Genomic DNA, 12,775 nt, shown 5'->3' with positions numbered 1-12,775 from the left:
TAGGCTGTGGTCGATGACCCGTCTGTCCGCAGAGCCACGCGATCGCATCAAATCCATGCTCGGCGTGGCGGTCATCCACGCCCTCGTCGGGTTGGCATTGCTACGCGGCTTGGGGGTGACGGTACACCCCGCGGCACGCAGCATCCCGCAACTCATCGACGTCGCCTTGATACCCCCGCCGCCACCCGCAATCCCGGCGCAGCCCGACACGCAGACCGAAGAAAAGCCGCGCCCCAAAGACCCCGAAGGAGCAGCGTCGCCCGCCAACCTGAAGAACACGCCGACCGAAGTCGTGGCGCCGGAACCCGTTATCCAGCTTCCGGTGCCGCCGCCGATTCCCGTGGCGCCGGTGGCGGGTCTAGGGTCGGCGCCGGCCGCCGGCGCTGCGCCGGTTCCTGGCCCCGGCAGCGGGGCTGGAGGTGTCGGCAACGGCCTTGGTAGCGGACTGTATGGCAACGGAACGGGCGGCGGAGGGGGTGGCCGGGGTGCCAAGGCGCGCTACCTCTCGGGCGGCATCGATCCGGACGATTACCCACGCAGAGCCATTCAGCGCCGCGCCCAAGGCAAGACCTTCGTCCGCTTCACGGTTCTTCGCGACGGCCGGGTCCGCGATTGCAGGGTGACGCGGTCGAGCGGCCACCGCGATCTCGACGCGGCGACATGCCCGCTGCTGGAACGACGGCTGCGATATCGGCCTGCCCGAGACGCGACGGGGCAGCCGATCGCGGCGGCGATCGACGGCCAGCAGGATTGGGAATTGGGGCCGGACACCATTCGCGAGATCGAGCCGGAGATCATTACCGAGCGCTATTGAACCAGGATCGCCGCGGCCAAGATGTTGAGGATGCGCCGACTTTGCCTCTCGGAAGGCCTTGCGGCCCTTGGCCCAGGGCTCCATATTCGACCCGAAGGCACGAGACTGGCGGAGATGTTAACCGCTCTGCCAGTTTGATTGTGCGATAAAGCGGTCTAGCATGGCCGCGGACAACCCGATCGCGGGTGACGAGACAAGGACTGGTATGACTAAGCTTTCCGGCGGCGGCGACAGCAAGAGCACGCTTTACTGCAGCTTCTGCGGCAAGTCGCAGCACGAGGTGAGGAAGCTCATCGCCGGCCCGACTGTGTTCATCTGCGATGAGTGCGTCGAGCTGTGCAACGACATCATCCGAGAGGAGACCAAGTCAGCGCTGGTGAAGACCCGCGACGGCGTTCCGACTCCGGGCGAAATCTACAAAGTCCTCGACGATTATGTGATCGGCCAGAACCGCGCCAAGCGCGTTCTGTCGGTTGCGGTGCATAACCACTACAAGCGGCTCAATCACGGCGCCAAGACCGGCAACGAGGTCGAGCTTGCCAAGTCGAACATCCTGCTGATCGGGCCGACCGGATGCGGCAAGACCCTGCTCGCGCAGACCTTGGCGCGCATCCTCGACGTACCCTTCACGATGGCCGACGCCACCACGCTGACTGAGGCTGGCTATGTCGGCGAGGATGTCGAGAACATTATCCTCAAGCTGCTCCAGGCATCGGATTACAATGTCGAAAAGGCGCAGCGCGGGATCGTCTACATCGACGAGATCGACAAGATCAGCCGCAAGTCGGACAATCCCTCGATCACGCGCGACGTGTCGGGTGAGGGCGTCCAGCAGGCGCTGCTCAAGCTGATGGAAGGCACGACCGCGAGTGTACCGCCGCAGGGTGGGCGCAAGCATCCGCAGCAGGAATTCCTGCAGGTCGATACGACGAACATCCTGTTCATCTGTGGCGGTGCCTTTGCGGGCCTCGACAAGATCATCGGCGACCGCCTGCAAGGCAAGTCGATCGGCTTCGGCGCTCACGTCTCGGCGCCCGAGGATCGACGGACTGGCGAAGTCCTAAAGTCGACCGAGCCGGAAGATCTGATGAAGTTCGGCCTGATACCCGAATTCATCGGTCGTATGCCCGTCATCGCGACGCTGGAGGACCTCGACGAGACCGCGTTGGTCAAGATTCTGGTCGAGCCGAAGAACGCGCTGGTGAAGCAGTATCAGAAGCTCTTCGACATGGAGGATGTCGAGTTGGCTTTCTCCGACGATGCGCTGAATGCCGTCGCGAAGAAGGCGATCGAGCGCAAGACCGGTGCCCGCGGCCTCCGCTCAATCCTTGAGGGCATCCTGCTCGACACGATGTTCGACCTGCCCTCGATGGAAGGCGTCGACGAGGTCCATGTCGACAAGGACGTGATCGACGGCCGCAAGGAGCCGGTGCGCGTCTATTCGAAGAAGGAAAAGACCGCGTCGGGCACGACCGGCGACGCCGCCTAACAATTTCGAGGTTCTGATGATTGTCCGGGGCGTAACGGTTCTGCCGTTGCGCCCCGGCTTCGTGCTGCCCATATAGTCGTCATGCCTACACAGACGCTTCCCGTTCTACCGCTCCGCGACATCGTCGTTTTCCCCCATCGCATCGTTCCGCTCTTCGTCGGCCGCGAGAAATCGGTGGCCGCACTCGAAGCGGCGATGGGCGCCGACAAGCAACTTTTCCTGGTCGCACAGCTCGATCCGAGCGAGGACGATCCCGACCGCGACGCGCTCTACGACCTTGGCGTCATCGCCACCGCGATGCAGCTTCTCAAGCTGCCCGACGGCACCGTGCGCGTGCTCGTCGAGGGGGTGCAGCGCGCCCGCTTGGTTAATCTTGTCGACGCCGATGGCCATCAAGCCGCCGAGGTCGAGCTGGTCGATGAGGAAGATGGCGACCAGACCGAAGCGCAGGCGCTGATGCGGTCCGTCATCGATCAATTCGAAAATTACGCGAAGCTCAACAAGCGTCTCCCGGCCGAAACGTCGATGCAGCTTGGCGAAATCGAAGATGCCTCGGTCCTGGCCGATGCGGTCGCGTCGAACCTTTCGATCAAGGTCGCGGACAAGCAAGCCCTGCTCGGCGAATTGCACCCTGGGCGACGCTTGGAGATGGTGTTCGCCTTCATGGAAGGCGAACTCGGCGTCCTGCAGGTCGAGAAGAAGATCCGCAGCCGCGTGAAGCGGCAGATGGAAAAGACCCAGCGCGAATATTATCTCAACGAGCAGCTTAAGGCGATCCAGCGCGAACTCGGGAACGAGGGCGAGGAGGGCGGCGACGAGCTGAACGAACTCGCCGCGAAGATCCGTAAGACTCGGCTCAGCAAGGAAGCGCGGACCCGTGCGAACGCCGAGTTGAAGAAGCTTCGTGGCATGGCGCCGATGAGCGCCGAAGCCACCGTTGCGCGCAATTATCTCGATGTCTTGCTCGGCCTTCCGTGGGGCAAGAAGTCGCGTCTCAAGCGCGACATTGCCGAGGCGCAGGCGGTTCTCGACGAGGATCACTACGGACTCGACAAGGTCAAGGACCGCATCGTCGAATATCTGGCGGTGCAAGCACGGACGAACCGCTTGAAGGGGCCGATCCTTTGCCTGGTCGGACCGCCCGGTGTCGGTAAGACCTCGCTCGGTCGCTCGATCGCGAAGGCGACGGGCCGCGAATTTGCACGTCAGTCGCTTGGCGGCGTGCGAGACGAAGCCGAGATCCGCGGTCACCGCCGGACCTACATCGGTTCGCTTCCCGGTAAAATTATCTCGAACCTGAAGAAGGCGGGGACGTCAAACCCACTGTTCCTACTCGACGAAATCGACAAGCTTGGCACCGATTTCCGCGGCGATCCTGCGTCGGCGCTGCTCGAGGTGCTCGATCCTGAGCAGAATTCGAAGTTCCAGGACCATTATCTCGAGCTTGATTACGACCTCAGCGACGTCATGTTTGTGACTACGGCGAACAGCCTCGACATGCCCCAGCCGTTGCTCGACCGAATGGAGATCATCCGGCTCGAGGGATATACCGAGGACGAAAAGGTCGAGATCGCCAAGCGTCACCTCATCCCCAAGCAGATGGAAGCGCACGGCCTGAAGGCGGAGGAGCTGGAATTCTCCGACGAGGGTCTTCGCTCGGCAATCCGTCACTACACGCGCGAAGCCGGGGTTCGGACGCTCGAGCGCGAGCTGGCCAAGGTCGCCCGCAAGTCGCTTCGTCAAATCCTCGAAGGCAAGGTTGAGCGGGTCGTCCTGACCGACGACAACGTCAACGAATTTCTGGGCGTGAAGCGCTATCGCTACGGCGTTGGCGAGGAAGAGGATCAGATCGGCGCAGTCACCGGACTGGCCTGGACCGAGGTCGGCGGCGAACTCCTGACGATTGAAGCGGTCACCGTTCCCGGCAAGGGCGCGATTAAGACCACTGGCAAGCTCGGCGACGTGATGACCGAGTCCATCGCCACCGCGATGAGCTTCGTGAAGGCACGTTCGCCGTCTTACGGGGTGAAGCCGTCGATCTTCGCCAAGAAGGACATTCACGTCCACTTGCCCGAAGGCGCCGTCCCTAAGGACGGTCCCTCGGCGGGGATCGGGATGGTGACCGCCATGATCTCGACGCTGACCGGTATTCCGGTTCGTCGCGACATTGCAATGACTGGCGAGGTCACACTCCGCGGCCGCGTCCTTCCGATCGGCGGGCTCAAGGAAAAGCTGCTAGCAGCGCTTCGCGGCGGCATCACTACCGTGCTCATCCCGGCCGAGAATGAGAAAGATTTGGCGGACATTCCCGCTTCGATCAAGGAAGCGCTGGAGATCGTTCCGGTCTTCCATGTGGACGAAGTCTTGCTGCGCGCCCTGTCGAAGCCGTTGACGCCGATCGAATGGGTCGATCCCGACGAACAGGCGACTGAACCCCTCACTCCACCGACGGTGGGTGGCGAAACGTCGGCTATCCGGCACTAAATTTTGACTTGGAGTGGGGAACTGGCCTTTAAGACGAGCCATTGTCTTGTGGCGATTCCCCGCGGCAATGAAATCCGGGAGTGTTGAAGCATGAACAAGCAGGAACTTATCGGCCATGTTGCCGACCGCGCAGGCCTATCGCGCAATGACGCGAGCCGTGCGGTCGAGACGATGCTTGAGGTCGTGACATCGACTCTCAAGCGTGGCGATGAAGTTCGCTTGGTCGGATTCGGCAATTTTTCCGTGACCCGCCGCAAGGCATCGACTGGTCGTAATCCGCGGACCGGCGAGCCGATGCAGATCAAGGCGACCTCACAGCCTAAGTTTCGGCCGGGCAAGGTCCTGAAGGACGCGGTTCAGTAAGTCTGGACAGCCTCGGCAGGCTCACTTAAGGGGCCTGCCAGCGCGGCATGGGCGCGTAGCTCAGTGGTAGAGCACACCCTTCACACGGGTGGGGTCGCAGGTTCAATCCCTGCCGCGCCCACCATGCCCGCCCTCAGCTCAGGTAATTCGACTGGAATTCCGCAACGCGGCGAAGACCCGTTAGGTCGGTGAAGCGCAACGCGCGACCTTTCCGTTCGATCAGTCCATGCCGCTCAAGGTCTGCCATCACGCGATTGACGTTGACCGACGTCTGCCCGGTGATGTCGGCGATCTGTTGCTGCGTGAACGGATTGACGAAATTGGGATCATTCTCGTCGATCCCCGTCCGCGCGGCCGTCTCGAGCAGCAGGTGCGCAACGCGGGCGACCGAATCCCGCCGTCCGCAATTCACCAGCCACTCATAACCGATCGACTCGTTGCGCTGAACCAGTCGCCAGAAGAAACGACCCAACTGCGGATTGGCGTCCACAATGGGATCGAAATCCTTCGCCTGTCCGACCATCACTTCGCTCTTGACGATTGCCTGCAGGCCGTAATCGGCGGTGCCTTCGCGCGGAAGGACACCCTCGCCGGGAAAGCGCAGCGCTACGATCTGCCGACGTCCGGAACCGTCCACCTTGAATTTCGACAATAATCCGGAGCGAACGAACATGACCTCGTCGCGAACCGCGCCCGGCTCGCGGAAGGGGCGGCGAGGGTCGACCTGCACGAGCGTGGAGGGCATTTCCTCGAGCATCCGCGCGGTGGGCTCGTCCAAGCCGGCGGCGACCAATGTCTCAGTCAGCCTCGCTCGTTCCTGACTTATCGACATTTGCGCCACGGTTCTGCTCCTCGCGCAATTATGATCTCAACTTGATGCAAAGCAAGTTCATTCGCTCTGCATGGCCGAGCGAATCATTCCGGCAAGTTCGGTAACGGCTTCATCTTGAAGTGCGACGCCAGAGCCGAGATCGGGCTGTCCCGGCCAACCCTTGTCGGCGAAGCTCAAAGATCCGAGCTGTCGCGAGCCTTCGTAGCGCGGGATCACGTGGAAGTGGACGTGAGGGTCGACCATCATGAGCATGCGGTAATTGATCCGCTCGAAATGAACGCATTTACGAAGCAAGCGCTCGATGGCGACGATCATGTCGCGCTGTTCGGCGAAGGCTGCTGCGGGAAGATCCGAGTAGGAAGTGGCCGCGCTCTTCGAGACGAGGATCAGCGAGCCCAGCGTGACCTGCGCCGGCCGGACGAGGACCGCCCAATGCTCGCCTTCGTGGATCAGCGTGTGCGGATAGCCGAACTTGGTCATCGTGGCATTGATCATGGCAGGGCGGCACCTTCGCTTGTCATTTCGTTTCAGCGACCTTAAGGAGCCGACGCGCCCCTTCCAAGGCGCCTCATGGCGATCGTAGCTCAGTTGGTTAGAGCATCGGTTTGTGGTACCGAGGGTCGCGGGTTCAAGCCCCGTCGATCGCCCCATTTTTTCCGCCACGACAGGCAGATAGCGATCCATGAACACGCCCTGGGGCTTTCCCGACTTCGACGCGCACGAAGCGCTGCATTTCGTCACCGACGAGAAGAGCGGTCTGCGCGCGATCATCGCCATGCACTCGACCCACCTCGGTCCGGCCGCGGGCGGAACGCGGCTGTGGCATTACGCCGACGACGCCGACGCACTGACCGATGCGCTTCGCCTGTCGCGCGGGATGAGCTTCAAAAATGCGATGGCCGGGCTGCCATTGGGCGGCGGCAAGGCGGTGGTTCTTGCGGACGCTGACCGCACCAAGACCCAGGAAATGCTTGCGGCCTTCGGTCGTGCGGTTGATCGCCTGGGCGGCAATTACGTCACCGCGGAAGACGTCGGCATGTCGGTGAAGGACATGATCGCGGTTTCGCGGCAGACCCGCTTCGTCGCCGGCCTGCCGGTCGAAGGCGGTGAGGTCGGGGGTGATCCCGGGCCGCACACGTCGCTCGGCGTTTTCCTCGGTATCAAGGCGGCAGTTCGTCGCGCGCTCGGCAAGGATAGCCTTGAAGGCCTCCACCTCGCCATCCAGGGCGCGGGCAGCGTCGCCGGCGGCGTCGCCCGTCATGCCGCCGCCGAGGGCGCGCGTCTGTCGATCGCCGACGTCGATCAGGGTCGGGTCTCCGCGCTGGCCGCCGAAACCGGTGCCGCGATCGTCGACCCATCCTCGATTCTCTCGATCGAGGCCGATGTCGTCAGCCCCTGCGCGCTTGGTGCAATCCTGACCGAGGAAAGCATTGCCGCGTTGAATACGCCGATCGTGGCGGGCGGCGCGAACAACCAGCTTGCGACCGCGCAGGATGGCCAGCGCCTCGCGGCGCGGGGAATCCTCTATGCGCCCGACTATGTCATCAACGCGGGAGGCATCATCAACGTGTCGACAGAGTATCTTGCTGACGGTGATGCATCGCTGGTGCGTCAGCGGATCGAAGGCATTCCGGGACGGCTCGAGACGATCTGGGCGAAGAGCGCCGAGACCGGGCAGGACCCTGCCGCGGTCGCCGACGACATGGCCCGCAAGCTTATCGGTCGGGGCTAAACACCGCCTCGCCATGACGGTCGCCTTTCGCTAGAAGCGCGCGAAATCATGCACGGCTTTGCCAATCCCGCCCGTTTCCTCAAGATCGCCCGGCCCGTCACAGGCTGGCTGCTGGCGGTCGGCGCGTTGCTCGTGCTCGCTGGCGTCGGCGGCGGCCTGTTCGTCACGCCGCCCGATTATCTGCAGGGCGAGACGGCGCGGATCCTTTACATCCACGTCCCGGCCGCATGGCTTGGCATGGCGGGATGGGCCGCGCTTGCCGCCGCCTCGATCAGCCAGCTGGTCTGGCGTCACCCGTTGGCCGCCGTCGCCGGCCGGGCATTTGCACCCGCCGGCGCGACATTCGCTGCGATCTGCCTTGCGACCGGCTCGATCTGGGGTCGGCCGACCTGGGGTACGTGGTGGGAGTGGGACGGCCGACTGACCTCGATGCTCATTCTGCTGTTCCTCTACCTCGGCTACATTGCTTTGGCGTCCGCGGAGCGCGAGCGGGGCGGCGAGGGCAAGATGACCGCGCTGTTCGGCATCGTCGGCGCAGTTAATCTGCCGATCATCCATTATTCGGTCTTGTGGTGGCGCACGCTCCATCAAGGGCAGTCGATCAGCATCGCCGGCGGGTCGTCGATTGCGCCGGAAATGTTGTGGCCTTTGCCACTGACGATGTTCGGCTTTACGTCGCTGTTCGCCGCCGCGGTGCTCATGCGGATGCGCGGCGATCTTGCGCGGATGAAGGTCGAAGCGCGCCTTCGGCGGAACGCCGCGTCATGAACCCCTGGCCCTTCGTCGTCGCGTCATACGGCCTCACCACCTTTGCGACGGTAGCCTTGCTGCTCTGGTCGTACGCATCGATGCGTCGTGCAGAGCGAGATGCTGAAGCAGTGACCCGCCGCCGATGACCATTCGCCCCAAGCACCAGCGGCTGATCCTTCTTTCGCTCGCCCTCGTCGCGCTGATGGGCGCGGTGCTGTTGGCGATGTGGGGGCTTCAGGACCGTGCCGCCTATTTCGTCACGCCCGTCGACATCGCGGCGGGGAAGGCCGGCGATGGCCGCGCAGTTCGCCTGGGCGGCATGGTCGTCAACGGGTCGCTCCGCCGCAACGCCGACGGCGTCACCGTCGATTTCATCGTGGGCGACGGCAAGGCGACGACCCCGGTCCGTTTCCGCGGCATCACGCCCGACCTGTTTCGTGAAGGCAGCGGCGTGGTGGCCGAAGGGCGTATGGAAGGCGATCTGTTCGTCGCCGACACCATCCTCGCCAAGCATGACGAGCGCTACATGCCTCCGCAGATGGAGCCGATGACCGGCAACATGACGGCCAACGTCCAGTGATCGCCGAAGCCGGCCTCGCCGCGCTGTGGCTGGCGGCAGCGCTGGCGTTGCTTCAACTCGGGCTGGCTTTCGGTCTTGGTGGTGGGGAAGGGCGGCGAATCGCGACCGTTCAGGCAGTCGCGATCGGGCAGGGCCTCATGTCCGCGATCGCCTTTGCCGCGCTGCTCGCACTCTTTCTCCGCAGCGACATGAGCGTGCTGCTGGTCGCCAGCAACAGCCACAGCCAGAAACCATGGCTCTACAAATTCGCCGGCGCCTGGGGAAATCACGAAGGCTCGATGCTCCTGTGGGTCACCGTGCTGGCACTGGCAGGGGCCGCCGTCGCCTTGTTCGAACGCCGTCTCGACGAGCGGACGCTCGGCGCGACTCTCGGCGCGCAGGCTGCGCTCGCGCTGGGCTTCTTCGCCTTTCTGCTGTTCGCGTCCAACCCGTTCGAACGGCTCAATCCGGCACCGCTGGAGGGAAGGGGACTCAATCCGCTGCTTCAGGATCCCGGCCTCGCCTTCCACCCGCCCACGCTCTACCTCGGTTACGTCGGCCTGTCGGTCGCGTTCAGTCTCGCCGTCGGCGCCCTGATCACGCGCGACGTCGGTCCGGCCCTGGCGCGCGCGATGCGCCCGTGGGTGCTTGCCGCCTGGATCCTACTGACGCTTGGAATTACCGCGGGTAGCTACTGGGCCTATTACGAACTTGGCTGGGGCGGATGGTGGTTCTGGGATCCGGTCGAGAATGCCTCCCTCATGCCGTGGCTCGCGGCGACCGCTTTGCTTCACAGCGTCAACGTGCTTGCAGCACGCGGGGGTCTTCGCGCTTGGACGATGATGCTCGCGCTGATCGCTTTCTCCATGTCGATGGTCGGGACCTTCCTCGTGCGGTCGGGCATCCTCACGTCGGTGCACAGCTTTGCGGTCGATCCGGCGCGCGGCAGCTTCATCCTTGCCTTGCTGACGATCTACATCGGCGGCGCGCTGTTTCTGTTCGCGCTGCGCATCGGCGACGTGAAGGAGGGCGCGCCGTTTGAGGTCGTCAGCAGGGAGGGCGGCCTCGTCGCTAACAACCTGCTGCTGTCGGTCATCCTCGGAATCGTCTTCGTCGGCACGCTGTACCCACTTTTCGCGGAGGCGATGACGGGTGAGAAGTTGTCGGTGGGGCCGCCCTACTTCGATTCGGTCGCCAGCCCGCTCGCCCTCGCGCTTGCCGCCATGATGATCATCGCCCCGCAACTTCGCTGGCGTCGCGATTCGGCGCCGATCCTGCCGCGACTGCTGCCTGGCGTATTCGTCGCGCTCGCGATCCTCGGCCTGACGTTCTGGGCCGCGCCGACGATCGGGTGGTTGCCTCGCCTTGGTCTGGCGATCGGCCTGGGGCTCGTCCCGGCCAGCTTTCAGCCCTTGTTCGGCAGGTCGCTCCGTCGAACGCCCCTGGCGACTTACGGCATGGTGATCGCCCATCTTGGTGTCGCAGTGGCGATCCTGGGAGCTGCGTCGGACTCGGCCTTCACCAAGGAGAAGCTGGCGTCGGTCCGGTCGGGGCAGACCGTCGATGTCGGTCCGTGGCTGGTCAATTTCCGCAGTGTCATGCCGGTCGCGGGGCAGAACTGGACCGCGCTCGAAGCGGAGCTACGCGCCTCGCGCGGAAGCGGCGTCAACGTCCTGCGTCCGCAAAGCCGGTTCTTTTCCGAGCCGCCGACGACCACCAACGAGGCAGCGATCGAAAGCTTCTGGAACGGGCAACTCTACGCCGTACTCGGCGAGCGCGACGCCGACGGCCGCTGGCAGCTTCGCCTCTGGTGGAAGCCATTCGTCACGCTCATCTGGCTCGGAGGCTTCCTCATTGCGCTGGGCGGCGTGATGGCGCTGGCCGGGCGAAGCTGGACCGAGCGCCGCCAGCGCCGCCGTCTTGCCGACATGGAGCTTTACCCGTGAACCGTTGGCTGCGTTTTCTGCCACTGGCGGTGCTATTGCTTCTCGTCGGTGGACTGGCTTGGCGCCTAGCCGTTCCCGCCAGCGAGGAAGTGCGGTCGAAGCTTGCGGGCAAGCCCGTTCCGACGTTCCAGCTTGACGCTGCCGTGCCCGGCAAACCGGGCCTGGCGTCGGCTGACCTGGCGTCGGGACAGCCGCGGATGGTCAACGTCTTCGCCAGCTGGTGCGTGCCATGTATCGCCGAAGCGCCGCTGCTGCTCGAAATGTCGAAGGGTGGGATTCCCATCGACGCCATCGCGGTTCGCGACCGGCAGGAAGACGTTGAGCAATTCCTGGCCAGACACGGTGACCCGTTCCAGAGGATCGGCACCGATCCCGAAAGCCGCGTGCAACTGGCGTTGGGATCATCGGGCGTGCCCGAGACCTTCATCGTCGATGGTCGTGGGATCATCCGCTATCAGCATCTCGGTCCGATCGAGCCCGCCGACCTTCCGGCACTGATGCGTGAATGGCAGGCAGCGCGATGAAGCCTATTCTTCTTGCCCTCGCGCTCCTTGCGGCGCCCGCATGGGCGGACAGCAGCCTTCCACCCGCCCAGTTTGCCAATCAGCAATTGGCCGATCCCGTGCAGGAGGCGAAGGCCAAGGCGCTGATGGAAGAGCTGCGTTGCCTTGTCTGCCAAGGCCAGTCGATCGCCGACAGCGATGCCGAGCTTGCCGGGGACATGCGCGCGCTGGTCCGTCAGCGAATATCCGCTGGCGAGGAGCCGGAAGCCGTGCGCGCGTGGCTGGTCGATCGGTATGGTGAGTGGGTCAGTTATCGACCGCCGGTCGCACCGCTGACCTGGCCGTTGTGGTTCGCGCCCATCCTGTTGCTGGCCGCCGGTGCGTTTCTGCTTCGCCGACGCCTCGTCCGGAGGCGCGGTTGATGGGGATCTTGTGGCTGATCCTTTTGGCGGTGGTCGCGCTCGGGCTGTTGTGGGTGCGCGGTGTGCGTGGAGGTCTGTTCACCCTGTCGGCAGCGGTGCTTGCCTTCGCAGGCGCAGGTTACGCGCTACAGGGAAGTCCAGGGCAGGCGGGATCGCCTCGCGCCATCGCCGATCGGCCGGTGCCGCCTTCGTTGAACGCCGCGCGCACCGCCTTGATGGGGCGCTTCGATAATTCCGACGGATGGCTGACGATGTCGGAAGCCTTGGCATCGCGCGGCAATACGAAGGACGCCGCGGGCTTGTTGCAGTCTGCGGTACGGCAGCATCCCACCGACTTCAAACTGTGGGTCGGGCTAGGCAACGCGCTGGCCGACCACAGCCGAACCTTAAGTCCCGCTGCTCGGTTCGCATTCGAGCGGGCGCGCGCGCTGGGCCCTGCGCAACCTGCTCCGCCATTCTTTCTAGGACTCGCCGCCGCACGATCGGGCGATCCGGAAACCGCGCGACGCGAATGGCAAGGAATATTGGCGAATGCGCCGGCAAATGCGAGCTGGCGGCCGCTGGTCGAAGACGCGCTACTGACGCTACCTCCTCAAGCAGCGACCAATCCAGTCAGGCGCCCCGACCCGTCTTCGACTGAAGCGAGTCGATAAGGCTCGAGGCATCGGCCTTGCTGAGCGACGGGTCGAAGGATTCGCCCGCTTCTTCGCTCAAGGTTTGAAGATAGGATGCTTGTGCGCCGGTCATCGGCTCGTCGCCAGTGACCCAATCTTCCGGGTCCTTGATGGCGTTGCCAGTCGGGTGCTGCTTCGGGTCGTCGGCTATCTGTTCGGACATCGGGGTATCCCTTTGAGGTTCGAAGAGAAAACCCCGATGTTCCA

General features: G+C 64.0%; 14 protein-coding genes and 2 tRNA genes. 13 read left to right on the top strand and 3 right to left on the bottom strand.

Going from position 1 to position 12,775, the window contains the following annotated elements; translation table 11 throughout:
- Window positions 1-13: 13 nt before the first annotated feature.
- From SH584_RS01755 to SH584_RS01735, 5 genes are all read left to right on the top strand, one after another.
- A complete protein-coding gene (locus SH584_RS01755) occupies window positions 14-814 on the top strand; it encodes an energy transducer TonB (RefSeq protein WP_324808071.1) in 801 nt (266 codons plus the stop codon).
- Window positions 815-1,019: 205 nt separating this feature from the next.
- Window positions 1,020-2,303: an ATP-dependent Clp protease ATP-binding subunit ClpX gene (gene clpX, locus SH584_RS01750; protein ID WP_322840467.1), complete on the top strand. Its 1,284-nt coding sequence runs from the start codon at window positions 1,020-1,022 to the stop codon at window positions 2,301-2,303.
- A gap of 81 nt (window positions 2,304-2,384) precedes the next feature.
- Window positions 2,385-4,787 (top strand): endopeptidase La, encoded by a 2,403-nt coding sequence (gene lon / locus SH584_RS01745; RefSeq protein WP_322840468.1) that lies wholly within the window; start codon window positions 2,385-2,387, stop codon window positions 4,785-4,787.
- 90 nt (window positions 4,788-4,877) lie between these two features.
- Window positions 4,878-5,150 (top strand): HU family DNA-binding protein, encoded by a 273-nt coding sequence (locus tag SH584_RS01740; protein WP_322840469.1) that lies wholly within the window; start codon window positions 4,878-4,880, stop codon window positions 5,148-5,150.
- Between the two features lie 49 nt (window positions 5,151-5,199).
- A tRNA-Val gene (locus SH584_RS01735) sits at window positions 5,200-5,274 on the top strand.
- 9 nt (window positions 5,275-5,283) lie between these two features.
- Here SH584_RS01735 and SH584_RS01730 read toward each other — a convergent pair.
- Complete coding sequence (locus tag SH584_RS01730) at window positions 5,284-5,928, bottom strand: Crp/Fnr family transcriptional regulator (RefSeq protein WP_324808068.1); 645 nt, start codon at window positions 5,926-5,928, stop codon at window positions 5,284-5,286.
- Between the two features lie 111 nt (window positions 5,929-6,039).
- Window positions 6,040-6,474 (bottom strand): HIT family protein, encoded by a 435-nt coding sequence (locus SH584_RS01725; protein ID WP_324809428.1) that lies wholly within the window; start codon window positions 6,472-6,474, stop codon window positions 6,040-6,042.
- 81 nt (window positions 6,475-6,555) lie between these two features.
- Here SH584_RS01725 and SH584_RS01720 point away from each other — a divergent pair.
- From SH584_RS01720 to SH584_RS01685, 8 genes are all read left to right on the top strand, one after another.
- Window positions 6,556-6,632 (top strand) — tRNA-His (locus SH584_RS01720).
- A gap of 32 nt (window positions 6,633-6,664) precedes the next feature.
- Window positions 6,665-7,714: a Leu/Phe/Val dehydrogenase gene (locus tag SH584_RS01715; protein WP_324808067.1), complete on the top strand. Its 1,050-nt coding sequence runs from the start codon at window positions 6,665-6,667 to the stop codon at window positions 7,712-7,714.
- Between the two features lie 48 nt (window positions 7,715-7,762).
- Window positions 7,763-8,482, top strand: a complete 720-nt coding sequence (gene ccmC / locus SH584_RS01710; RefSeq protein ID WP_324808065.1) for a heme ABC transporter permease CcmC — start codon at window positions 7,763-7,765, stop codon at window positions 8,480-8,482.
- Window positions 8,483-8,606: 124 nt separating this feature from the next.
- Window positions 8,607-9,044 carry a cytochrome c maturation protein CcmE gene (ccmE, locus tag SH584_RS01705; RefSeq protein WP_324808063.1) on the top strand — a complete coding sequence of 146 codons (438 nt, stop codon included), beginning with the start codon at window positions 8,607-8,609 and terminating at the stop codon, window positions 9,042-9,044.
- Window positions 9,041-10,969, top strand: coding sequence for a heme lyase CcmF/NrfE family subunit (locus SH584_RS01700; RefSeq protein WP_324808061.1), 1,929 nt, complete (start codon window positions 9,041-9,043; stop codon window positions 10,967-10,969). Before ccmE ends, SH584_RS01700 begins: the two co-directional genes overlap by 4 nt.
- Complete coding sequence (locus SH584_RS01695) at window positions 10,966-11,493, top strand: DsbE family thiol:disulfide interchange protein (RefSeq protein WP_322840483.1); 528 nt, start codon at window positions 10,966-10,968, stop codon at window positions 11,491-11,493. Before SH584_RS01700 ends, SH584_RS01695 begins: the two co-directional genes overlap by 4 nt.
- On the top strand, window positions 11,490-11,894 hold the full coding sequence (locus SH584_RS01690; RefSeq protein WP_324808058.1) for a cytochrome c-type biogenesis protein: 405 nt from the start codon (window positions 11,490-11,492) through the stop codon (window positions 11,892-11,894). Before SH584_RS01695 ends, SH584_RS01690 begins: the two co-directional genes overlap by 4 nt.
- The gene (locus SH584_RS01685) at window positions 11,894-12,547 is read left to right on the top strand and encodes a tetratricopeptide repeat protein (RefSeq protein ID WP_324808057.1); all 654 of its coding nucleotides are present in this window, start codon (window positions 11,894-11,896) and stop codon (window positions 12,545-12,547) included. Before SH584_RS01690 ends, SH584_RS01685 begins: the two co-directional genes overlap by 1 nt.
- Here the strand turns inward: SH584_RS01685 and SH584_RS01680 are convergent.
- Entirely contained in the window at window positions 12,507-12,731 is a 225-nt protein-coding gene (locus tag SH584_RS01680; RefSeq protein WP_324809426.1) for a DUF3072 domain-containing protein, read from the bottom strand. The two genes, SH584_RS01685 and SH584_RS01680, sit on opposite strands and share 41 nt — an antisense overlap.
- Between the last annotated feature and the right edge of the window lie 44 nt (window positions 12,732-12,775).

The sequence above is a fragment of the Sphingomonas sp. LY29 genome, from assembly GCF_035593985.1.
Classification (GTDB): Bacteria; Pseudomonadota; Alphaproteobacteria; order Sphingomonadales; family Sphingomonadaceae; genus Sphingomicrobium.
The sequence above is the reverse complement of the archived record's forward strand: the minus strand, read 5'-3'. Positions and strand labels throughout refer to the sequence as shown.